This is a genomic window from Tateyamaria omphalii (genome assembly GCF_001969365.1).
GTDB classification, from domain to species: Bacteria; Pseudomonadota; Alphaproteobacteria; order Rhodobacterales; family Rhodobacteraceae; genus Tateyamaria; species Tateyamaria omphalii_A.
Genome location: NZ_CP019312.1, coordinates 2,502,190 through 2,525,956, shown reverse-complemented (window position 1 = coordinate 2,525,956; position 23,767 = coordinate 2,502,190). Strand labels below are relative to the sequence as shown.

The window sequence follows — 23,767 nt, the reverse complement described above, 5'->3', positions numbered from 1 at the left end:
ACCCGCTGTAGGCAACCACAACCTCAATTGGCCGCGCCTATGCGAAAAATGAACCGCTTATCCTTTCGTAAGGCACTGAATCAAAACGGAAAAAAGTTTTCTCAGGGTAAGTTTGTTGTTAGCGTACCGACAACCGAACGCCGAGAAAAATCAAGTAAAGGAACGAAGATGCCTGAACCCTAAAAATGAAAATCGCGGCCTGCGCCAACAGACCGCGACTTACCTCGAAAGACCTAAGTCCCCCATTTCAATCCAAACGTACCACCTACGGTCGGTCGTTTCAAGGACATCGGTTTTTCCACGCATGACGGATCCCACCCAACTGATTTTCGGATCGGAACGGGAGAGGCATGCCTTCATCCGTGTCGTACTCGGCGCTTCGCGCGTTCGGTCGACCTGATGAGCGGCAGCTGGGATCAACCGCCTTCCGGCTTCTCCGGGGGAGCGCTCCCTTTTTTATGTTCGAAAGAAAGAGACGATCATGTCCTATCACTTCTCCTCTGGCGGTATCCGCCTTCCCGAATTCAGCCGCGGCAACCGTAAGACGCAAGTTGGCTCAACCAAGCATTTCACCGGTGGCCTCGTCCTTGGTGAAAACGAAAGCGTGCGCCTTGGCACGGAAAGCCATCTTGAGACCAACGCAGCGCTGCTGCTCAGCTATCGACCTACAACGCTCGACCTCGTCGAGCAGGTGCGGTTCTCCTGGTATGATGAGCATGGCGAGTATTTTGACCATTTCATCGACCTCGTCGTCACACGGGTTGATGGCACCGTCGTCGGTTACGCCGTTCGCCCTACGAGCCGGGTTAGCCATGCTTATCAGTGTAAGCTTGCGCGTATCAAAGAGCAGGCCAATGCCCAGTGCTTTTTGGACGATTTCCGCTTGTTCACTGAAGAGGACGTCTGCCCGATCGAGTTGCACAATGCGAAGCTGTTTCACTCGGTCCGTCGTCCAGATGACTTCGCCGATCCGGTAGCTCAAGACGTGTTGAGCGGTGCGCCCGTTGTCACGAATATCGGTGACCTCGTAGATCGGACCCGCCTCGAAGGGATGGGCTTTCGCGCCATCGTTCGCCTGATCCGTTCCGGGCACCTCCAGATGCTGCGCCATGAGCGCATCGAACGCAGCACCGAAGTGTTGCGGGCACGCATGATCTGATCGTTCTCACGGAAGGTCGGCTAGCGCTAAGCGAATTGGCGTAGCCGATCTTCACCCCCCCTTTTCCTGAATCCACCGAGGCGACCTTCGCCTGGGTTTGACCTCTCTATGCCTGATGAAAGGACACAGCATGACCTGCATTTTGTATGATGCCCCCCGCGCCATTGAGCCGATTGGCGACCAGACGCCTGGTTTTGCCAGCGGTTTCTACCGCGCGCGCCATCCGCTGGAGCGCGTCGAGTTCGACGCATGGTTCGAGGATTTGTCCGAGACCCTGCCGACAACGCTCTGAGGCCTCAAACCTCCCTACGAGTTCATTCGCTTGCCTACGCAGGCAGCTTCCCTGCGGCCTCATGCCGTCCGATCCCTTGAAAGGAAATTCCCATGGATCTCTCGTTCACTAACGAAAACGCCCACTACGCCTTTGGCAAATTCGATCGCGTCACCATCGAAGGTGTCGGTTATCGACTTCATCAGGAGACAGAAATCGGCTTCGTGTTCGTCCGCGATGATGAAACGCAATTGGCGCAGCAGTTCACGCATCAGGACATGCAGCGGCTCGGAAATGCACACGCAATCCGAGTAGAGCGAGGACATTTCGACCCGCACTTTGCGGCAAAGCGCAAACTTGCAACGACCACTGCGCATAGTGGTCTCGTTGGTGGCATCAAAGTTCGGTCCAGCAAAATGGAGGCCTATGCACAAGCGGCTTTCGACATGCACCGCCAGGGTCTTCTTAAACGCACCGACGTGTCCATCAAGGCGAATACGCCAATGCTAATGGGGCGTGCGATGGAACTTTCTGACAATCTCAATCCATCAGGAAAGGCGAAACTGCCCAAAGCTGAGGATTTCAGTATTCCTCCATCGCCAAGAACGTTGCGCCGGTGGTTGAGCGCGATGGAAAAGTTTGGCCGGAGCGGCCTCATTGATCGGATCGACAGTCGTGGGAACCGGTCGAACCGGATGGGCCCGGAAGCGATTGGCCTGATGATGAAGGAGGTGCGCACGTATCTCTCGCCCGAAAAGCCGTCGATCAAGCATATTCATGAGCAAGTTCAGCTTCGCTTTCATGATCGCAACGAGCAGCGCATCGCAAATGGGCAATCGCCATTGACGATCCCCAGCCGCGAAACCGTACGCCGCGCCATTCGGGCGCTTGATCCCTATCAGGTTGAATTGGCGCGCAACGGGGAGGCCGCTGCGCGCAAGAAGTTCCGGCCGGTCATGAACGGCATTTCCGTGACGCGGCCTTTGGAGCGCGTGGAGATCGACGAGTGGACCGTCGACGTTATGACGCTGATGAAGAGCAGTGGGATGTACGATCTTCTGGAGGATGACGAAAAGCGTTCTCTGGGTTTGCATGTCGAGGGAGAGGAAGACGAGTCCGGGAAGAAGAAGCGCAAAAAGGCCGCACGCTGGACCCTTACGGCTGCAATCTGTTGTGCCACGCGCTGCATCGTCGGCATGGTGCTGAGCCGCAATCCAGGGGAGGAAGCGGCCGTTCAGCTTCTCCAAATGATCACGACCAACAAAGGCGCGTGGACGGATGCTGTAGGTGGCATGACGCCTTGGGACATGCATGGCACGCCTGAACTGATCGTTTTCGACGGCGGCGCAGCCTTCAAGTCGCAGCGGTTTCGCATGTCGGCTAGCGATCTCGGCGTCGCGTGGGAAATGGCGATGAACGGTGTGCCGGAGAACCGGGGTATGATCGAGCGGGTGTTTGGCACAGTCGCCAGCGATTTCGCACCGCGATTGGCCGGCCACACCTTCAGCAGCATTCTGGACAAAGGTGATGCCGATCCGGAAAAGCGGGCTGTTCTTACCCTTGATGATTTCACCTTCGCTCTGATCCGCTGGGTGACAGACATCTATCACAACACGCCCCACGGTGGACTGGGCGGTGAGACCCCGGTCAAGGCATGGCGTCGATTGAGCAAGGAATACGGGGTTCTGCCTCCGCCGGACATGGAGATGATGCGCCTGTGTTTCGGGCAGCAGCGTCAGTACCGCCTCGACAAGACCGGAATCACGATCCTCGGGGTGCGTTACCAGGCTGAACACCTGCAAACCTACATGCGCCGCAAGGATCCGCATATGGTTGATGTGCGGTGGCATCCGAAGGACTTGGGCGCGATCTCGGTCCGCCTCGGCAAGGAGTGGTTCGAAGTCCCAGCTCTGGACACGTCGCTGAAGGGGGTTGCTGCACAGACCTGGCTGACCGCCATCCGGCGCACACGTTCCGCGAACCCGACGTCCAACCGGTTGGACAACGTGGCGGTGCGCGAAGCCATCAAGGCCATCAACGACCGCAATGAGCAAGCCAAGCAGGCATCCAGCCTGAACCTTGAAGATTGGTCTGAGGAGCGCATGGAGCGCGCCGAGCGAGATCTATTGGCGGGGGTCGAATTCTTCGAGCGCAAGGCTCCTTCGCAGGAGAAGGGTGAACTAGGCCATCAAATCCCGTCCACGGAAGAATTGACGGGTGTTCCCATGGATCACAACGCGCCGAAGAAACCGTCTGGCGGCGCGACAGTGACCGAAGACCTGCCTGCCAAGCCAACCAACATCACGATCGAGGAGGACTGATCATGGAGGATTTCGTCAACAAGGACGCTGCTCTGGATGCGGTCCGCAAGCTGCACATCGGCCTAGACTGGGACGGGGAGGCTGCCTTGCACGTCAAGCGGCTCCTCGCACGAGACGGGGAGGGCCATCTCCTCCCCACAGCCCGCTTTTTCACCAAGACTGGGGAGACCCGTGGAATGATGTTGGTAGGGGATCCCGGCAGCGGGAAGTCGCACCTGATGGACCGTACGCTGACCAAGATCCCCGAACTGGCTCCGGCCGATGATGGGGTGCCCCGTGTCATTGCGTGTCCGGTGCCCAGTCCTGCGACCTTCAAGAGCATGACGCTCGCGCTGTTGGAGCGGTCCGGATATCCCGATGCCAACCCGCGTCAGGAAGCATGGTCTCTTTGGCAGCTCTTTCGCCATCGACTGAGCAAGCTGGGCGTCGCAGTGCTTTGGATCGACGAGGCCCAGGATTTGTTCTGCGCAGACCGTAAGGCCATCCTGCGCGCCCTCAAATCGTTGATGCAAGGCGACGATGCTGTCGCCGTCATTCTGTCTGGCACCGAAGATCTTGCACAGGTCATTCGGACCGATCCACAGGTGAAACGTCGGTTCACCGCGATGGTTTTGCCGGAGCTCACCGAGGCGGCGCACGGAGACATGTTCCGCACGGTGATGGCGGATTACTGTGCGCGGGTCGACCTTGAGCCGCCAGTGGAAGCCGACCTTGTTGCACGCGTTTTCCATGGCGCACGGTATCGCTTTGGCCGCGCTGTCGAGCTTTTGCTGGTTGCCATGGAGTTCGCGATTGCCCGCAATGCGGAGCATTTGACGATCGACGACTTTGCCTCCGCCTATGCAATGAACGAGGCATGTGTTGCATCGCAGAATGTCTTCTATGCGAACCACTACCTGCTTCTCAAGCCGGACGCGGATGAGGAGGCGGTTGCCTTTCCCAAGCGCCGTTCAGGCAAGGGGCGCACTTGATGAGTATTCTGTTTCCAAAAATCGCGTTTCATGCCGGTGAAACGCCGATGTCATGGGCATCGCGGCAGGCGGCCTTCCATACGGGAGGCCGCGTCGTGCCTTTCCTGAACGATCTGGGGATCCCGGTTGCCGATCTTGCGCGTGGCAATCGAGAGGCGGTCGAGAAGCTCTGTGCGAAGGCCGGCGAAGATCCCGCGGAGGTAGTCCACGACAGTATTGTCGCTGTCGGACATCGCCGCTTCCAACTGCGCGGCGAAGAGTTCTCAGCAGAGTTCACCACAGGGCCGGTCACTCGGATTTGCCCGCTCTGCATTGCTGAGGACGTCGACGGCTGTGAACATCCTGATGAGGCAATGCGCCATCGGGTTCAGTGGCGGCTCGCGACCTATCGGACCTGCCCGAAACACCGCCTGCCAATGAGCGACATCCGTGTGGGCAAGTGGAGCGACATGCTTCACGAGCTTCAGGCTATGCCGGAAGCGCTCGCGGAGCAGCTGGAGGTTGCCAAGGCGCGTGCCCGGAGAGAGCCATCTCCTCTGCAGACATACGTGGTACGTCGGTTGGGTGGTGAGGCAGGCCCTGCTTGGCTGGACAAGCAAAAGGTCGATCAAGTCTGTCGTGCCGGTGAAATGCTGGGTGGCCTCATGCATTACGGGCCTGCCACAAAGGCTGCAGACATGACGGAAGAGATGTGGGATGCAGCGGGCCGCACAGGTTGGTCAGTGTTGGTGGAGGGGCCTGATGCAATTCGGACGGTTCTGGCTGAAACCCTCACAGGCTGTCTCCGACAGAACGGGCATCCGAGCCCACGCAGCGCATTTGGCATGCTCTACGGGTGGTTGTTCTCCAGCCGATTGACAAAGCATCCCGGGCCAATTCGCGACCTCATTCGGGACGTCATCATCGAACATGTACCTCTAGTCCCCGGCCAGATGCTGCTCGGCAAAGCAGTTGAACATCCTCGGTTGTCGAGCATCACGTCGATTGCGAAGGCTGAGGGATTGCATTCGAAGACACTGGCCAATGTTTTGCGCGTCGCCGGTGTGATTGGGGATGGAGAGGAGCAAAAGAGCGCTCGGAATGTGGTTGCCGACTATACCAAGGCGAAGGTCTTGATCGACAGGGCAAAGCGCGCGGTTCCGGTGACACAAGTGCCTGATATGCTCTCCGCCTCTCGTCCGATTGTGGCTGAGTTGATTTCTCTCGGACAGCTGACGAGAATACAGGACCACCGCCACCTGCAAAGCAAGCTAGGAAAGTCGATCGACGGACGGTCGGTTCAACGGACGCTCAAGTTCATCGAAGGTGTCGGCCCTCTTGTGGAGGAGCCTCCCGAAACCCACGTTCACCTCGCCAAAGCCGCGGAGAAAACTCGGGTCACATTACGGGCTATTCTTGAAATGCTGTTTGGCCAATTTCTTCCAACGGTCTACCGGCTTCAGGGTTGCCACGGGTTTGGAGCGGTCTTGGTCTCACCTGATGAGATCATGGCATGCATCGCAGATCCGCCGCTCGATGCCTCCAATGAGATTCGGTTCTGGATGGGGTGAAGGGGTCTCAGTTGGTTGAAAGCCCAACGAATTTCCAAATTGCCGCCTTCGGGCGGCATTTTTTTCGAACTTTCGATGGCCATTTGATCTGTGCAAAAGGTCATTTTGGCCGCCGATGGGTGAAAATTATCCAGTGAAATCAGTGCCCCAGAATGACAGAATGGTCACGTTTTGCTATGTCTCCACATCTGAAACGCGTCACCCAACATGACCTTTTGGGTCATGAAACGGCCTCTATTCCAAATCCCATTGGTCGCGAAGATTCAATAAAACAACATCAATTTAATGGGTTAGGTCTCTTGAAGCAGTTCTTCGATCTCTGAGACAAGCGCTGTCATCGTCGTCTCAAGTCCTGTGCTGAGCCCATTTATTGTATCAAGCGTCGGTTGATGCTTTTGCGTTTCCAGCAGAGAGATGTAACGCATCGAAACACCAGCTCTGTGGGCAAGTTCCTCTTGAGTTAGCCCAAGCTCAGTCCGGCGTCTGCGTACCACAAACGCAAATGAACTGAGTAACTTATCCGATTGCTCTTCCATGCAATCGGCTTCTCGGGTCTTTACGATTTGGTCTATGAAGTATACTGTGAATCAGGTGAATTGTTTGCTTAGCTGCTTGCTCTGTTAGGGTCCCGACGGAGGTCTGTCTGCCTTGGCTTCAGGGATAAAAAAAGCGAAATCTGGTATACATATAATACAGCATTCTGCGCAAACTCTTGAGGGGGAATTCAATGACACAAAGCAATTTCGAGGCCAGGTTCGCTCCAGTATTTGCGCTGAAGGCGGCTGCTGGGTCCATTTCGCCTGAAGCGAAGCCATTGAGACCGCAGGAGAGGCAACGAAACTGGGACGTCTTGATGAAAGCATTGCCATCAATACTTTCGAAGTGCTCAGGGATAGATTTTTATCCCGACAATGCTGGCTACCCGAGCCCGCTGCGACTTTGGGACTTCCTGAACGGTCGTGAGATAGTGGTCAGTTCCAACAAACGAGGCGGCTATGATCTTTGCATCAAAGCTGAAAATGGAATGTGGACCGAAACGCAGCTACCGCTGGACCTGATCTTCTTAAAGTTGCTGGCTCTTGACTACACACCGGAAGAACTTCGGGCTTTCCAAGCTTAGGATCGAATGCTGACCCAATGACAACCTGGTACACAGCCGACACGCATTTTGGCCATGAGAACGTTCTGAGATTTTGTGACCGACCTTTTTCCTCAGTGGAGAAAATGGATGCCGTATTGATTGCGAACATGTGCGAGAGGATTCGCGAGGATGACGATCTCTGGATCATTGGTGACTTTGCTTTCGGCCCTCGATCAAAGGATGCCGAGTACCTACGGTCGGTATTCGATCAGTTGCCTGGCGCTCGAAAGCACCTAGTCGTCGGAAATCATGACCGTGAGCCGACCTTGAGTCTGCCTTGGGACACTGTGTCACCGTTTTTCGAATTGCGTGACGGCCCGCTCAAGCAATTGAACACACTTTGCCACCTCCCCATGATCACATGGAACCATGCGAGACGCGGTGCACTCCAGATGTTTGGCCATGTCCATGATAATTGGCTTGGATCAAGAAACTCCGTAAACCTTGGGGTCGACGTTTGGGATTTTGCGCCTGTTCAATTCGATGATGTTGCCGCTCGGGCCAAAGATCTACCTAAGAACTTGCACTGGGATGAAGTTGAACCAAAGTGAAGGGGGGGCGGATTGCAGACCTTCGCCGCGAGAGCGAAGGTAGCTCTAGTTATTTCCAGAAGCGGACTTTCGGCCAGGCATCCGAGCTGGGATCCACGTAAAAGACACGATGAGTGAGAAGCAGAGTTTCGCGGCATTGCTGCGCGGCCGTGCGCGCCAGTCGCTTGCAAAGTATTGAGAATTGATGTCTTTTTGTACTTTGGGGTAGGGTTTGAAAGTAATTTTTCGTTGTCAGGTCGAGCATTGGGTGCAGCAGACGCAATTCAAATATTCGGTCCCGGTTTTCCGAAGGTTTCCAGCTCGGTAGAAGGCCTGAAGCATGTCACTGGTTTTGAAGACGGTTCGGGCTTTTCCGCGAGGTCGGACTACCGAAGAATTGCTTGTTCTCGTCGGGGCGGCTTTCTCACATGACAAGCGGCTTGCGGCTCTCAGCGAACTGGAAACGCTATTTCGCGATGGTTTGATAGTGAAAGGCAAGGACGGTCGCTGGCGTGTAAAGACCGATGGTTTCAAACCCAGACCTGAAAGCGAGTCGGCTTCGAGAGATGGCGGTCCTGAGGGCTTCGTTGATGTCATTCACGCTACCAATGCATTCTTCTCCTCGGAACCGACGGCGGCCGAACTACCCGATCAAGAAGACGAAAGTTCAGATGGTCCCGATCCGCAAGCGCTACTGAGGTATTGGCGCTCGGCCTTGCGTGCCGATCCACGAGGAGCCACGACCCAGGTTCTCGACAAACATGGAATCGAGTGGGCCTTAATCTCTGGGCGTGGCCCTATCAGTCCCGAAGAAGGGCAAACGCTGACTGTTTCAATCGAACTCGATGCGATTGATCCTGCCTTTCGAGAGGCTCTGGTGCGAAGGGAAGGTCATGAAAACGCGCTCGCAGTGGGTTGGCCGATGGCGGTCGCACGACGTGGCGGAGTTCCTGTCTTTCAACCCGTTGGCATGTTCGCAGCAGCTTGGGATCGTAAGGATGACCGTCTAATCCTGACGATTGACGCCGATGACGTTTTGGTAAACCCTGATTGGGTCAAAATTGCCGCTCGTGCTAGCGGCTGGAAGCGCGACGACCTCGCTGACCTTTTTTTCGTGGACGATGGGCTGGGGCTGCGGGCTCAGGATTTTGTGGAGAAGGTAAGGATTGCCGTTGCCAGTCAGATACGTGGTCGCGTTGTCGGCGAGGACCTCGCCACACAGCTCGATGCCTCGGCTCAAGGGATTTTTGACAGCGCCGCGATCTTCCTTCCGACTGACTCTTCTTTCACCGCGGGGGCTGCTCGTGACTTGGATGCCATTGCGACATGGCCGAAGGACCGCCTTGAGAGAACTGCGCTTGGCGCGGTATTCGGGTTGAACCTTCAAGACGGCACGGACAAGGCTGCTGCAATCGACGCAGTTCCTCTGAACAAGGAACAGTTGCGCGCGGTTCGATCCGCATGCCAAACGCCTTTGACCGTCGTGACCGGTCCGCCCGGGACTGGCAAAAGCCAAGCGATCGTATCTATGGCCGCGTCAGTGCTCGCAGATGGTGGCAGTGTTCTCGTCGCCTCCAAGAATCATCAGGCGGTTGATGCTGTGGAGGACCGTCTTGGCTCTCTTGCTCCGGACGTCCCATTCGCCATCCGGACACTGAACCCGAATGACGAGGCGGATACGGGATTCAAGGACGCCCTCAAACAGCTCATCGACAGCGAAAATGTGACGCGCAACGCATCTGTCGACGACTTCGCATTGGGCGAGCTCAAAAGCGACGCGATCGCGAGAAGCGAAGTGGTCAGCGTGATCGACAATATCGCGGAATTGGAATGCGAAATTTCCGATATTCTGGACCGGATTCAAGTCCGAAAGGATCGCGGGCGCCCCGACAACCAAGGCTCTAAAGACGTGGAGCCGAGACAAAGTCTCTTACTCCGCTTTGTCTCTTGGTTTGGATCGCTTTTCGCCAAGCGTCCCCCAAAGTAGCGCCAGTGACAAATCATTCTTCATCCCGCCGCGGAATGAACCTCAAAGAGCTTCATGGCGCGCTGGCAGAAAAAAGATCTGAACGCGATGCGCTCGGGACACCTGACGATCCGATCGCCTTAGGCGAGACGATCCGGGAAGCGACCGAGAAACTTCTGCCTCGCATTCTGTCTGCCCGGACACATCTCCCAGAGGATGAGAGGCGCGAAATCGCAGAAACCTACGATGACTGGACATTCGACGGGGGACGGGGACATCCCCCTACAGACCTTTCGCGGGCCCTCATCAGGCATCGACCTTTGTGGCTTGCTTCGATCTTGGGCACGCCTCGACGCATACCTCTTGATGACGGGCTGTTTGACCTCGTGATCTTCGACGAGGCGAGCCAATGCGACATCGCGACCGCCGTTCCGTTGCTGGCGCGCGCGAAGCGAGCGGTCGTTGTCGGGGACGATCGACAACTGTCATTCATCCCTCAACTGGGTCAGGCGCAGGATCGCAATCTCATGAAGGCTCAAGGCCTACCGGTCGCCAGAATGGGCCGTTTCGCCCAAAGTCGCCGTTCACTTTTCGATTTAGCATCGCGCGTGTCTGTTGCCGACAACAGGATTACTCTTAAGCACCAGTATCGTTCAGCTGGCCCCATCGTCGATTACATCAGCGAGAACTTCTACGGAAACCAGTTGCAGACCTCGTATGACCCGAAGCGACTGAACGTGCCAGATGGGGTGCGCCCTGGCCTCGCATGGGAACATGTTCCTGCTCCCGCGGTCCCGCAAATGGGCAACGTTAATCCGCCGGAAGTGAGCGCTATTGTTCGGCACCTGAAAAAGCTGATCGTCGAAGACAAATACGCCGGGAGCATAGGTGTCATAACACCGTTTCGCGCACAAGTGGCCGCTATCGAAAACGCGGTCGATTCCGTGCTCGATGAACCGAAGCGCATTGCCTGCGAGCTCAAGGTTGGCACAGTCGACGGTTTCCAGGGACAGGAGCGGGATCTCATCATGTTCTCGCCGTGCGTCGGTCCACGCAGCCCGCAGTCTGGCTTGACCTTCTTTCAGCGAGATACTCGTCGCTTGAACGTTGCCATTTCGCGGGCTCGGGCGGTGGCGATGATCTTCGGCGATCTCGATTTTGCACGTTCAGGGCAATCGAAGGCGCTGGCTAAGCTCGCTTCGAAGGCAACGGAAGCGCGGACGAAACGGGGCGAAGGTGTCTTCGACAGCGATTGGGAGCGCAAAGTCCATCATGCTCTGAAGGCCCGTGGTCTGGATCCGCAGCCGCAGCACGAAATAGCTGGGCGGCGGCTCGACTTCGCCCTGTTTGGAGCGAATGGCGTGAAGCTCGACCTCGAGGTCGACGGACGCAGATGGCACGAAAGCCCGGACGGACATCGAAAGACGTCGGATCTCTGGCGCGACCATCAACTGAAGTCCATGGGTTGGCGGGTGCGCCGGTTCTGGGTGGACGAACTTTCAAGGGATATGGAGGGGTGTCTTGACCGAGTCGAACAAGACCTATCGTAAGTCGAGCAGGAACACCGCAGTTGCGTTGGGGCTGGGTGGCGCAGCCATCCTTGCCTCGGGCTTTCTCGTCCTGCAAGTCAACTCGCTCGACCGCAGATATGGTCGTATCGAGGAAAATCTCGGCTACTACACCGGGGAACTCCAATCCGCGCAGCAGCAACTGGCTTTTGCTCGTGAGCAGTTTCGAGAACTTTCTGACCAGAAGCAAAGCCTGTCTCAGGAAGTCGCGAGCGCCGAGAGCAGCCGGCAAAGCGCGGCTCAGAGGGAGGTGGATGCGCAGGCTCGTCTCGAAGCAAGCCAAGCCGAATTGACTGCCGTGCAAGACCGTTTGGCCGAAGCACAAAAAACGATTGCGGATGCACAACGAATTGAGCGCGAAACTGCTCAGGCCTTACAGCGAAGAAATGGCCTCGAGACGGAGGTGATCGACCTGGAGGGCGAAGTGAAGGCCCTTAAAGAGAGCCAGCAAGAGTTGTCTGCTGGTGTCGATCAAACGCAATCGGCTGTTGATCGCCTCGAAGAGAGAAGAGCTGAACTTCAGCGTGAAGTGGATAGACTCGCTCCCGCTGTTGAAGACCTTCGTGCGCAGGAGCGTCGTGTCGAACAACTGCGAAATGACGAGGATCGTCTCGAACAGAGCCGCGACGATTTGAATGCAAATATAGCAAGTGCACGAACTGAATTGGCGACGAGGGAAGAGGAGGCCGTTGCAGCCGAGGAAAGGCTACGTGCACGTCAAGAACAGGTCGCATCCGCAGAAGCTCAAATTGAAACACTGAATTCAGAGCTCGATGCCCTCGAGGCGAGAAAAGCCGACATGGAGTCAAGTGTTTCGGGTGCAGAGACGCGTCTTTCTTCATTGCAGAATGAATTGGAGATCGCTCAGAACGCGGTAACGCGAGCTGAAGCGCAGCGCGCTGAAACCACAGAAGCACTCAACATCGCTCAGGAACAGTTTTCGACGCGAAGCGCTCAGCTCTCTACACTCCAGTCGCAGATTGCATCGGCAGAGGAGGAGCTTTCCGAACTTGAAGAGAGACGGGCGGAATTCAGCAGATTGCAGGCTGAAGTAGACCAGCTGCAAGCACGTCGAGCGACACTCGAGGACGTGCTCCCCGACCTCGAGAGGCGGGTTCAGGAAGAGCGGGCTAACTTGGGCTCGATCATGACAGAAGCAGAAATAGAGCTCGGGCGTGTTGCTGAACTCAAAGGCCAGGCTTCCAGTCTGGAAGCCGACATCGAGCGCCTCCAAGAGCGTCGCGACGAACTTGAGCTTGAAACCCAGTCCGCCACTGCTGCGGCTGAGGCGGCGCGCGCATCCCTTCAAGCTGAGCTTGGTCAACTTGTGGAAACTGAAGCCCTTTCAAATACGCGGAATAACGACCTGAGGCGATTGAGAGAGGCTCTTGCTGCTGCCGAAAATGAGCTTTCCGAGACACGAGCGGAACTGATGAACCTACAGTTTCTGAAAGAGGAAACAGGATCAAACACAAGTGAAGGCGATGGCACCGGTGAAAACGCTCAGTCTGACAACTAAGAGCCATCGAGCAGCGATCAGTGAGGTAACCGAGAATGCTGACGGATAATACAATACTTGTGCTGGCGATTGCGGGTGTCCTGATACTTCTCGCCGTGGTTCAATTTTTTTTGGCCGCCCGCCACGACCGAGCGGTTACGGCGGCAGGCCCGATTGAGGAGCTTGCCGTTTACGAGAAGCGGCTTGAAGAAAAGCAGCGGCTCATGGACGACCTCGAAGCCGAAGTGGAAAAACGACGGGAAGCAATGGCTGTCGTTGCAGATCTCCAGGCCGAGGTAGATGGCCTGCGGCGTCAGAAGGAGGAGCTCCTCACCGAGTGGGAGAGTCTCCGCGAACGTCGGGACGAAGTTGCGGCAGTTCGTAAAGAAACAGAGGACGCTGTCGTTGAACGCCAGCAACTCGAAACGGAGATCGCCTCGCTGCGGTCGGAGTATCTGGAGATCAAGGAGCGCCTTGAAAGGGCAGAGGAGCTCATTGGGCGCACTGACGCCTTGAGAAGAGAGCACGACGAAATCTCCACACAGGTCGAAGATCTTCGGGACAAGAAGAGGCAACTTGAAGAGGCAGAGGAGCGGGTTTCTCGCCTGAAAGAGCGTTCCTTCGAACTTGAGACGTCGAATGCTCGACTTGAGGGACAGAAGTCTTCGCATGAAAGCGAGTTGTCCGCCTTGGAAGCGCGGATCGCCTCGGAACACGAAGGGTTGGCATCTGCCCAAACCGAACACGGTCGCCTCGATGCAGAGGTTGCTGCGTTGAACCAAGAAACCCGTCGCTTCAAGGGCGAAATCGAAACGCTCCAGGACACTCGAAGCACACTTGATGCTCGATTGGCGCACCTCAAGGCCGAGATAGCTCGCCGAGAAGGTCGAACTGTCGACGGGGAAACCGGCGAAACGGATCCACTACGCGAGCTCAAAGAAACGCCACCGGTCATTACTGCGATGAGGACGTGGAACAACGCGCCCAGAGAGAACGAGGCGGACGCCATCAAACGCGTCGAACGCCGTCTACGCGCAAAGGGTCTCGACTATCCGGCCCGCACGCTTCGTGCCTTCCACGCCGCAATGAAAGTCAACGAGACCACCCAGATGGCGGTCCTCGCCGGCATTTCTGGGACCGGCAAAAGCCAGCTCCCACGTCAATACGCGGCTGGGATGGGTATCGGTTTCTTGCAGGTTCCGGTGCAGCCACGTTGGGATAGTCCGCAGGACCTTATGGGCTTCTACAACTACATCGAAGGCAAGTTCCGGCCCACTGACATGGCGCGCGCGCTTTGGGCGCTCGACGAACTGAACAACGACGACGCGGAACAGGATCGCATGATGATGATCCTGCTGGACGAAATGAACCTTGCGAGGGTGGAATACTATTTCTCGGACTTCCTCAGCAGATTGGAAAGCCGTCCGCGTCCCGATGACGTCGGCGATGCAAACGAACGCAAGGACGCTGAGATCGAGCTGGAAATTCCGAACATGGAACGCCCCCCGCGGATTTTCCCGGGTTACAATCTCTTGTTTGCGGGGACGATGAACGAGGACGAAAGCACACAATCGCTGTCTGACAAAGTTGTCGACCGTGCGAATATCCTTCGTTTCTCAGCACCGAAAAAAATCAAGGGCGGTCAGGCAGAAGGAACGGTCGAGCCGACTTTGGCCCTTTCGCAACAGGCATGGGAGAGCTGGGGGCGGTCGAGTGCGTCTGTCGATGGCGATCGGCGTGTCACCAACCGGATCGAGCAAATGGTTGATCTGATGCGTGACTTCAAACGGCCTTTCGGTCATCGGCTCGGACGCGCGATCATGGCTTACTCGGCGAACTATCCTGAGGTTGAAGGCGGCCGTGGTGTCGACGACGCTCTCGCGGATCAAGTCGAGATGCGCCTTCTACCGAAACTTAGGGGCGTGGAAACCGACATGGCTGGCCCTCAGTTCTCGAGGTTGATGACCTTTGTGGAACGCGAGCTGGGGGACGACGCCTTGGCCCAAGCGATCGGTGAGTCAATGTCCCTCGCCGAGGCAACTGGGCAGTTCGTATGGAGTGGAGTCACGCGTTGATGCGGTTTCTGGCCCGTCCCTGGGCAACGAGAGCCCTTGAAGCGGACGTAGCCTTTGAACCCAAAGACTGTCTGATCGGTAGCTACCAGGGGGCGAACCCTGGCGGCTACGAATACGTGACGCTCTTGAGGGGAAACGTCCGAGGTAACGATACCGGAACTGTTCTGTTTCCCTATCCAAAGCGTGAGGAAGCTGTCGGGCCCGCGCGTAAGGGCTTCCCGGTGCGCCCAAGGTCGGGGCACGATCCTGCCACTCTGGACGAAGAAGAAGGCGCAGAGGCCCTTCGGCACATGAACGAAGTTCTTGCGCGTATCCAAGAACTGGAAGGTGCGATTGAAGACCCGAGAGATACATGGGGGCGCCTGAGGGATGCTTGGAAGCGCGCCGAAGATGAAGCCGAACCCAAAATGGCTGAAATCGTCCGGCAGGCGCGGGGCATGCTTCCGGTGCTTCGCGATCTGGAAAAACGCATCCGCCGGGTTCTACGTAGGCACAGGGAGCTAACTCCCCTTGATCGGGTGCAGGAGATGGATCGGGCCTCCATGGTGTGGCTTAGCCGGCAGCCAGGGCGAAGCATTGCGGAACGTGCAGGTTCTTCGCAACGAATTCTCGCGACGGTTCGCCGCGAGAATTTTGATACGCTCGAGAACCGTGTCCTGCATGCCTACACGCGTCTTGCCGCAGATGTTGCACGCGAATGGACCCGTGAGCACCCTCGCGCAAAGGACAGTGTTCGCTACAAACAGGTTGAGGCTTTTAGAAAGGCGTGTCGAGTATTGTCGCGAACACTCAGTGACCTTGGTGTCATGATCGCGCCGGCCGGCGTCCAGCCAAACTATGTGCTAATGCAAGATCGCAGCTATCGAGAGGTTCAAGAGGGATGGCTGAGACTTCTTTTACGCCGAAAAATTGAAGATGATCTTTGGGCTTGGCAGGCTGAAACTTGGACGGATTTCTCCGTTCTGTCGATCATACTTGCCATCGACGAATTGGAAGAGGCAGAACTTGTTGCTCAGTCGCCGATTTCGTGGAGTGGTGAGGCAACAGGCGGACGCTTGTTTAATCAGGATCGGCCAATCGCCGTCTTTTGGCTGCGCGACACCAACCGCATTGTTGAAATCCAAGCACGCCCTGAGCAACCAGGAACCATGTTGAGCGCGGCACAAGCGCACGTCGCCCTCAGAATTTCCGATCCAAAACGGGCTGACCTTCCGCGCAGGGTCGCTGTCTGGACGCCACATGCTATGCGTCGAATTGACCTCGAGGATGCTGTGCAAGGGGCAGTTCAACTGCTTCACCAAATCCAGCCTCTCGCTCAGACGGAAGTTTTGCGGAATGGGCTGATCATGAGCCCAGCACGTGGTATCGCAGCTGAGGAGAGCGCAGCTCATGGAAGAGCGATCGTTACGGCAATCGCCATAGGCCCTGCCGGTGAAGACCTCGCGCAGGGATTCCAGGCCGTGCGCGACTTTATTCGCAGTGAGCTATACGAGGTCGCAACATGATCGACCGAAAGTTATGCGGCTTCGATCTCAACGGATGGAGAGATTTCGTTGCGAAGAACTGGCGCTCCGTGCCAGGTGAAGACGAGGTCATTGGTCCGACCGATATTGTCGCAAGTGGCCCGCTTTCGTCGATCGTGCGGATTGGGGAAAACCGCCTCGCAGGTTGGATCGGAGGACCGCAGGCTGACATTGCTCCGCACGGTCGCGGTGGTGGTTGGGGTGATGTCGGGTCAGAACAAAGACGCATTCCCGTTCGGTCACTGCTGGAAATGCGTGATGACGGGGTCGAAAAACTCGCCCAGGCACTTGTGGGATCTGCGAGCGGTTCGGCAATCACAGTCGTTTCGATCGATGAGGGCCCGGATGGCGATGAAGCCGCCCAGGAGCACCTTCTCGAAGCACTTGCCCGAGGGAAGTTCCGAAATGGCTCATTGGTTTGGCGACCGGTTCTTGCCGCCTTGTTCGCCATTCATCGCGATCAGGTTTCGGAGGGGAAGCTTGTAGGCGTCATCTCCCATCAGCGCCAAGGCTTTTCTCTTCAAAAGCTGCGTATTCGCAGCGCCAGGAATGTGCTCGCCCCGGAGCGACGCGAGGCCGCTGCCCATATACTGTGCGACGCTGGTTACGAGTCCCTATTCCGAGGTGCCCGCAACGCCGCTGTCGGAGCAGAGGGTATTTCGGCGCGCACAGTTCATCGTGCGATCGCAAGCTCGGTCGGAAAAGCCGGTTTAGGCATGGATTGCTATCCTGAGATGCTCCGCATGCCCAACGGCGATTGGGAGCTCTTGGACCTTAATAAATTTGATGCGTCGGAAGCGGTGAGTGTCCCGAGTTCCGAGCTCGATTTGGCCGAATGCGACGTCGTTCTTTTCGAGACCCTTTGTGAAGGTCGGCTCAAAGAATGCTTGAGTGATGCTATGCAAAGAGCAGCTCCAGTCGAGGTGCTCTCTCTTCCCGCAACGGCTGTTGCGGAAGGTGCCTTGGAAGCAGCACGCCGAGCCGGGGACGGGGAACCGATCTTTTTCGACTTTCTACCACGATTGTCCACCATCGTGTTCGGATCGGACGGCGCAAAGAATTTCGATCTCATACGGAAAGAAGAAACGCTCGAAGCAGGTCGGACCTACAGAAGCCCTGAAGCAGCATCTCTCGCGATATCCGCAGGGCAGGAGAGCGTCTCTGTCTTCCTGAGGAAAGAGAAAGCTCCCTGGCCTCGAAAGGCAAGCGTGTCGCTTGGAACTCCTCTGAAACATCAAGCTGCCGTCTCGCTTTGGGTCGAACAGAAACCGGCCGCCGGGCGAGCGCGGATCCTCATGGAAGCGCCGGACTTGGGGCGGAATTTCGCGGTGGATTGGGATGAGGCACTGGAAGAAGAACGGCCCTGGTCTGAGATCATCGAGAGCTTGGATACGCAAGTATCAATTCCCAAACGTCTGGTTCTTCCCTGCGGCATGAAGGCATGGCATGACAGCGACCGTTCCGTGGGTATGCTAACTTTGCTCGAATCCGAGCCTAATCGCAGCCGCACGGATTGGGCGACCCTTCGGCAAAGACTTTCACAGCGTCGCTTTGGCAAATACTGCATCTCAAGTGACGGCGACGTGCCTCCGGAGATCGCGGCAGAAACCCTCGAGCGGTTTGAAATTCTGACCAGCAAAGCACTTGAGGTTACTGAAAAGCGCCTGAGGGGCGAAAGCGGCTACGGAACGGAAGACAACGAGGCTCTCAAATTCTTGAGTTGGCAGTTCCGCCGATGCCCGCGCGATGTTGCGACGTGGCTGATGGACTGTATTGAAGCGTCCGGGCGCGACCATCCGTTCGTCAAACATCAAGCAAGTTGGGTTCTCGTATATCAGGGCCTTGGCCGCATCGTCGGAAGCGAAGAAGAGGAAGAGAGAGCAATGCGGTTGCTTCTGACTTCGTCCATTGAGGACTGGGTCTGGAACCGACAAAGCGCGGCCATGGCGTTCATGCTGTCTCGTTCTGACAGCGCTCCATCTTACCTGAAACGAGAAGACGTAGAGAAGCTGACCAAGAGGACTATTGCGGACTTCCAACGTAATATCGGCGGCCAATATACAATGTTTAACTACGCGCCTTTCTTACTTGCAGGCCTGGTAAGATGGCGTCTCGTTGATCCTACTGCATTGGTGATCGGGGCCGACCCGCTGGCGGATGACCTCTTGGCTATCATTGAGAAAACAGAGCGCGATCTGAAGGCCCGTCGTGGGTCCAATATGAATTTTCAAAGGCGGAGGTCGAAGTTCTTGCCTATCCTCCAAGACCTGAAGTCAGAGCTGGCGGGAGAAGGTTCGAATCCTGACCTGTTGTTGGATATCTATGGAGCAAGTGGAACGTGAACATGAGCGCGCAGGTAGTCTGAGAATTGGTGTAACAGTGCCAAACAGTATCCCTTACGAGCTTATGAATGGAGTTCCAGTTCGGCTGAGAGTACCGCGAAATCGGTTTTCAGGTGGCCGATAGACGCCATAGCAACGTCTGCTGACAGGCAGATGACAGGAAGGGCCACATCGCTGAAAACCAATAGCTGAGCGATGCTGAGCGACGTCGCCGAAGGCCGCTTTTGGAACGCTGCACTGCGGCACTGGCAAGCTGCATGAAAGTCCGGAGTGGGCCGCCTCCTGAAGGTGGTGCCCAACCACTTTTTGTTAATGCTGCGCTTTCTCCGATGGCGGGTCTGAGCCCACTATGTGAATTTGAATTTCTCGCTGCGTACGCTCAAAGCGCGAAAAATGCGGCATTAACGACATTGACTGTGCCGCCGCGCAGCAGAAAAACCAGCCATTCACACAGGCCGCGGGACAAACCGGGATTTCCGCGCCCGAGTTCGAATGTTCGCTTCAGGCGTGTAATTAGGTGATTTGGAGTTGTCCGCTAAGTTTTCGCAGCCATTTCTGTCGCCAAGGCTTCGCCACTGACCCGTCGGTAGTTCACAAACGCATTCGCGCTGAGCAGAACGAAGAAGCTATCCATGTCGATCAGGACGTAGCCTTGTTCAAGGACGGCACGGGCCAGCTGCGCGATATCATCGGCATACAAGCGCTTCTTTCCCAAGAGCTCCCTCACCTGCTTTGCAGACATGCGGAAACGGCCGCTTTCCTTGCCCCCAAAACTCTTGCTGTACAGGTTTGCCAGATGCCTGGCAGCTACGTCGCATTGGGTCATTCGCGCCTCATTTGTGATAATATTTCACCTATAGACAATAAAATTTGGCCTATGTAAATGACCTGCATGGAGGAAGCGATATGATCCAGCACGCTACATTGACGGAGTCAGACATTGACTTGTCCGAGGAATTGCGCGCAGCCATGGCGGCTGGCGACGCAGAACGTCTGGACGCTTTCTTTGACCGGTTGTCCTTGTCGGAAGCGCTTCGTGAGTTGCTTGAGCTGCCATCGGATGACCGTCGGACTGTTCTGACACTCATCTCACCCGACATTGCGGCAGGTCTGATCGAGGAAGCACCCCACGAAGTCGGCGCCAACCTCATGGAGGATCTTGAGACCGACCGTGCCGTTGAAATTATGGACGAGTTGGATTCGGACGTTCAGGCCGACCTGATCGGCGACATGGAGTCCGAAGAAGCTGAGGCGATCCTTGGGCAGATGGATGCCGAGGATGCCGCTGATGTGCGGCGCATGTCGGAATACGAGGATGATACCGCCGGTGGCCTGATGATGTCGGAGGTGTTCGAATGTGCCGATACCATGACCGTCAGCGACGTCATCAAGGTGCTGGCAAAGGATGATGACGACGTTGATCGCTATCGGGGTCAGCATCCATACATCATTGATGAAACGGGCAAGCTGGTGGGCGTGGTGTCATTGCGCGGTTTGCTCGCCACCAAACGCACAGCCCGCCTGACGACCATTATGGTCGAACCGATGTCCGTGCAGGCAGATGCAACCCTGTCTGACCTCGAGGATATTTTTGACAAATATGCCTTTCTGGGCGTGCCGGTTGTGGATGCCGATGGCGGGATGCTTGGCGTTGTCAGCCGTGATGCGGTGTCACAGGCCCTGCTGGAACGTGCCGAAAGCGAAAACCTCAAGCTGCAAGGTGTGGTCGGAGACGAATTGCGCACCATGCCCACCTGGCTGCGGTCCCGCAGACGGCTTGCGTGGCTGTCCGCCAACATCGTGCTGAACATGATCGCGGCCTCTGTCATCTCTGCCTACGAGGAAACGCTCGTGGCCGTGATCGCGATTGCGGTGTTTTTGCCGATGGTATCGGATATGTCCGGCTGTTCAGGCAATCAGGCTGTCGGCGTCACGATGCGTGAATTGAGCCTTGGGCTTGTCCGGCCGAAGGATGCGTTCAAGGTTTGGCTGAAGGAAATCAGCGTCGGTGTGATCAACGGTATCGCCCTGGGCATCCTGATTGGCATTGTTGCTTGGGTCTGGAAAGGCAGCCCTGCATTGGGGCTTGTGATAGGTGCGGCTCTTGCGCTGAACACGATGCTCGCCGTGTCGATTGGCGGTGTTGTGCCGCTCGTGCTCAAGCGCATTGGCCAGGACCCTGCGGTGGCAAGCGGCCCCCTTTTGACAACAGTAACTGATATGGCCGGGTTCTTCTTTGTCCTCAGCCTCGCGACGGTGATGATGCCATGGCTGGTCTTAAGATGAAGCTAAAGAAGCCAAAGCGGGACCTTCTGGTCATCGGCTGGCTGGAGCATCTTGACCTGCCTGATCTGGGCGTGAACCAGATCAAGGCCAAGATCGACACAGGTGCGCGAACGTCTGCGCTTCATGCCATTGGGATCGAACCTTTTGAGCAGGATGGTGAAGACTGGGTTCGATTCCAGGTTCAAACCGACGAATATGCGCCCCTGCTCTGGGCCGAGGCCAAAATTCATGATCGCCGCCATATCAAAAACACAAGCGGCATTCCTGAAGAACGCATCGTCATACGCACCTTGCTGAAACTGACGGACCAGTCCTGGCCTATATCTGTCTCTCTGACAGACCGAACGAGAATGACCTTCCCAATGATCGTCGGCCGCACAGCCCTGAAACATCACGATGTCGCAGTGCATACGCGCCGCGCAAACCTGACCCGAAAATTGGGTCGGTAAAGCCTTTGAGGCAGAGAGGATTTTATCATGAAAATCGCAATGATGGCACGTAACGCCAATCTCTATTCCCACCGCCGTTTGAAAGAGGCCGCAGAAAGCCGTGGGCACGAACTCGATATTATCAACACGCTGCGGTGCTATATGAACATCGCGTCCCGCAGGCCTGAGATTTACTACAATGGCGAAAAACTGACCGGCTATGACGCCGTCATCCCGCGGATCGGTGCATCGGTTACATTTTACGGCCTCGCTGTCTTGCGTCAGTTCGAAATGATGGGCGTCTACCCCCTGAACGAGAGTGTCGCGATTGGGCGAAGCCGCGACAAACTGCGCTCCATGCAGCTTTTGGCGCGCGATGGGATCGGCCTGCCAGTGACGACATTTGCCCATGACCCCAAACAGACCGACGAGGTTCTGAAGCTTGCGGGCGGTGCGCCCATCGTCATCAAATTGCTGGAAGGCACCCAAGGTCTGGGCGTTGTTCTGGCCGATACGGATCGGTCCGCAACCTCGGTGGTGGAAGCCTTTCGGGCCTCGGGCACGAACATTCTGTTGCAGGAATTCATCAAGGAGGCCGGCGGCACTGACATCCGCGCCATTGTAGTGGGCGGCAAGGTGATCGCGGCCATGAAACGCACAGGTGCTGAGGGCGATTTCCGCTCCAACCTGCATCGCGGCGGGTCCGCACAGCTGATCAAACTGTCACCCGAAGAGCGATCCACCGCGATCCGCGCGGCCAAAACCATGGGTCTGAACGTCTGTGGCGTTGACATGCTGCGCGCCAACCACGGCCCCGTGGTCATGGAAGTGAACTCTTCGCCGGGCCTTGAAGGGGTCGAAAAGGCGACCGGGTTGGATGTGGCGGGCAAGATCATCGAATACATCGAAAAAAGCGCCATCAAAGGCACTACCAAGACCAAGGGCAAAGGCTGATGCCGCGCCGCGCAGCGTTTGAGATCGGTGGGCAGACGATCCCCGCGGGCACCCGCCAGACTGTGGACCTGCCGGTCAGCGTGTTGTCGGACCACACGCCAGTGTCGATGTCAGTCCATGTTGTACACGGGAAGGCCGACGGCCCAACCGTGTTCGTCAGTGCAGGCATTCATGGTGACGAGGTCATCGGCGTCGAGATCGTGCGGCGTCTGCTGCGGGCAAAAAACCTCAAGTCGCTGCGCGGCACCCTTATTGTGATCCCGATTGTAAATGCGTTCGGGTTCATCAACCACTCACGGTATCTGCCCGACCGACGCGATCTGAACCGCATGTTTCCGGGCACCTCGGGCGGTTCTCTTGCATCACGGTTGGCGAACCTTTTTCTTAACGAAATTGTCGCACGAAGTGATCTGGGCATCGACCTGCACTCTGCCGCGATCCATCGGACCAATCTGCCTCAGGTGCGCATCTCGCCGGACAACGCATACACAGCCAAACTGGCCGAAGTCTTTGGTGCCCCGGTCATTCTGCAATCCCCATTGCGCGAAGGCTCTCTGCGCGGTGCGGCAAAGGAGATCGGCAAGGATGTACTGCTTTTTGAGGCGGGCGAGGGTTTGCGCTTTGACGAGATGTCCGTGCGTGCCGGTGTCGCGGGGATCCTGCGCGTTCTGCATCACGTTGGACAGCTTCCCGCCAAAGGAATAGCCAAGCCTAAAGCCCCATCGCAATGCTGTACGTCAAGCAAATGGCTGCGCGCCCCGGCTGGCGGTTTGTTGCGGACATTCCGCGCCGACGGAGATGTCGTTGCAAGGGGTGATGTCATGGCCGTTGTCGCCGATCCGTTCGGCGAACTTGAAGAAGAGATTCTTGCGCCATTCAACGGGATTGTTGTTGGTCGTGCAGTTATGCCCATCGTCAACGAAGGCGATGCAGTGTTTCACCTTGCCCGGGTGAAATCTATGGCTGTCGCAGAAGGTGCCGTTGAAGACCTGAACGACCAGTTGTCCGACGATCCACTTTTTGACGAAGACGAGATCATTTAATCGCGACAGACCGAAGCATTCTTCAAAACAGGAAACTCCAGAGATTGACGCAGATAAGTCATGAAGAGTTCTTGGCTTGGAACTTTGGACGAGGTTCAAGGCGTATGGAGTTCAACCGACCATCTAGGGTCAGGACCCATT

The 23,767-nt window shown here is 56.6% G+C and carries 19 protein-coding genes; 17 read left to right on the top strand and 2 right to left on the bottom strand.

Going from position 1 to position 23,767, the window contains the following annotated elements; all coding sequences use genetic code 11:
- Positions 1-481: 481 nt before the first annotated feature.
- The 5 genes from BWR18_RS12475 to BWR18_RS12460 all read left to right on the top strand — a co-directional run bounded on the left by BWR18_RS12475 (position 482) and on the right by BWR18_RS12460 (position 6,272).
- Positions 482-1,159 carry a hypothetical protein gene (locus BWR18_RS12475; RefSeq protein WP_076628657.1) on the top strand — a complete coding sequence of 226 codons (678 nt, stop codon included), beginning with the start codon at positions 482-484 and terminating at the stop codon, positions 1,157-1,159.
- Between the two features lie 130 nt (positions 1,160-1,289).
- Positions 1,290-1,451 carry a hypothetical protein gene (locus tag BWR18_RS21670; protein WP_157598743.1) on the top strand — a complete coding sequence of 54 codons (162 nt, stop codon included), beginning with the start codon at positions 1,290-1,292 and terminating at the stop codon, positions 1,449-1,451.
- A 92-nt stretch (positions 1,452-1,543) separates the two neighbouring features.
- Complete coding sequence (locus tag BWR18_RS12470) at positions 1,544-3,751, top strand: Mu transposase C-terminal domain-containing protein (protein WP_076628655.1); 2,208 nt, start codon at positions 1,544-1,546, stop codon at positions 3,749-3,751.
- 2 nt (positions 3,752-3,753) lie between these two features.
- Positions 3,754-4,722 (top strand): TniB family NTP-binding protein, encoded by a 969-nt coding sequence (locus BWR18_RS12465; protein ID WP_076628653.1) that lies wholly within the window; start codon positions 3,754-3,756, stop codon positions 4,720-4,722.
- Positions 4,722-6,272, top strand: coding sequence for a TniQ family protein (locus tag BWR18_RS12460; RefSeq protein ID WP_076628651.1), 1,551 nt, complete (start codon positions 4,722-4,724; stop codon positions 6,270-6,272). The genes BWR18_RS12465 and BWR18_RS12460 overlap by 1 nt, the downstream gene beginning before the upstream one ends.
- Before the next feature lie 290 nt (positions 6,273-6,562).
- Here the strand turns inward: BWR18_RS12460 and BWR18_RS12455 are convergent, their stop codons facing one another.
- Positions 6,563-6,808: a helix-turn-helix domain-containing protein gene (locus tag BWR18_RS12455; RefSeq protein WP_076628649.1), complete on the bottom strand. Its 246-nt coding sequence runs from the start codon at positions 6,806-6,808 to the stop codon at positions 6,563-6,565.
- A gap of 191 nt (positions 6,809-6,999) precedes the next feature.
- Between BWR18_RS12455 and BWR18_RS12450 the strand changes: the two genes are divergently transcribed.
- From BWR18_RS12450 to BWR18_RS12415, 8 genes are all read left to right on the top strand, one after another.
- Entirely contained in the window at positions 7,000-7,392 is a 393-nt protein-coding gene (locus tag BWR18_RS12450; RefSeq protein WP_076628647.1) for a hypothetical protein, read from the top strand.
- Positions 7,393-7,409: 17 nt separating this feature from the next.
- Positions 7,410-7,964, top strand: coding sequence for a metallophosphoesterase (locus tag BWR18_RS12445; protein WP_076628645.1), 555 nt, complete (start codon positions 7,410-7,412; stop codon positions 7,962-7,964).
- Positions 7,965-8,283: 319 nt separating this feature from the next.
- A complete protein-coding gene (locus BWR18_RS12440) occupies positions 8,284-9,930 on the top strand; it encodes an AAA domain-containing protein (protein WP_076628644.1) in 1,647 nt (548 codons plus the stop codon).
- Positions 9,931-9,965: 35 nt separating this feature from the next.
- Positions 9,966-11,459 carry an AAA domain-containing protein gene (locus tag BWR18_RS12435; RefSeq protein ID WP_076628642.1) on the top strand — a complete coding sequence of 498 codons (1,494 nt, stop codon included), beginning with the start codon at positions 9,966-9,968 and terminating at the stop codon, positions 11,457-11,459.
- Positions 11,431-12,996 (top strand): hypothetical protein, encoded by a 1,566-nt coding sequence (locus BWR18_RS12430; protein WP_157598741.1) that lies wholly within the window; start codon positions 11,431-11,433, stop codon positions 12,994-12,996. Before BWR18_RS12435 ends, BWR18_RS12430 begins: the two co-directional genes overlap by 29 nt.
- Before the next feature lie 35 nt (positions 12,997-13,031).
- Entirely contained in the window at positions 13,032-15,050 is a 2,019-nt protein-coding gene (locus tag BWR18_RS12425; protein WP_083957698.1) for an McrB family protein, read from the top strand.
- 290 nt (positions 15,051-15,340) lie between these two features.
- Complete coding sequence (locus BWR18_RS12420) at positions 15,341-16,555, top strand: hypothetical protein (protein WP_254684853.1); 1,215 nt, start codon at positions 15,341-15,343, stop codon at positions 16,553-16,555.
- Positions 16,552-18,915 carry a hypothetical protein gene (locus BWR18_RS12415; RefSeq protein WP_076628639.1) on the top strand — a complete coding sequence of 788 codons (2,364 nt, stop codon included), beginning with the start codon at positions 16,552-16,554 and terminating at the stop codon, positions 18,913-18,915. The genes BWR18_RS12420 and BWR18_RS12415 overlap by 4 nt, the downstream gene beginning before the upstream one ends.
- 535 nt (positions 18,916-19,450) lie before the next feature.
- On the opposite strand, the gene BWR18_RS12410 is transcribed toward BWR18_RS12415, so the two are convergent.
- Entirely contained in the window at positions 19,451-19,741 is a 291-nt protein-coding gene (locus BWR18_RS12410) for a hypothetical protein (RefSeq protein ID WP_076628637.1), read from the bottom strand.
- A gap of 80 nt (positions 19,742-19,821) precedes the next feature.
- Between BWR18_RS12410 and mgtE the strand changes: the two genes are divergently transcribed.
- The 4 genes from mgtE to BWR18_RS12390 all read left to right on the top strand — a co-directional run bounded on the left by mgtE (position 19,822) and on the right by BWR18_RS12390 (position 23,626).
- Entirely contained in the window at positions 19,822-21,201 is a 1,380-nt protein-coding gene (gene mgtE / locus BWR18_RS12405) for a magnesium transporter (RefSeq protein WP_076628635.1), read from the top strand.
- A 71-nt stretch (positions 21,202-21,272) separates the two neighbouring features.
- Entirely contained in the window at positions 21,273-21,650 is a 378-nt protein-coding gene (locus BWR18_RS22120; RefSeq protein ID WP_254684852.1) for a RimK/LysX family protein, read from the top strand.
- Between the two features lie 27 nt (positions 21,651-21,677).
- Positions 21,678-22,583: a 30S ribosomal protein S6--L-glutamate ligase gene (gene rimK, locus BWR18_RS12395; protein ID WP_076628632.1), complete on the top strand. Its 906-nt coding sequence runs from the start codon at positions 21,678-21,680 to the stop codon at positions 22,581-22,583.
- Complete coding sequence (locus BWR18_RS12390) at positions 22,583-23,626, top strand: succinylglutamate desuccinylase/aspartoacylase family protein (protein ID WP_076628630.1); 1,044 nt, start codon at positions 22,583-22,585, stop codon at positions 23,624-23,626. Before rimK ends, BWR18_RS12390 begins: the two co-directional genes overlap by 1 nt.
- Positions 23,627-23,767 lie beyond the last annotated feature (141 nt).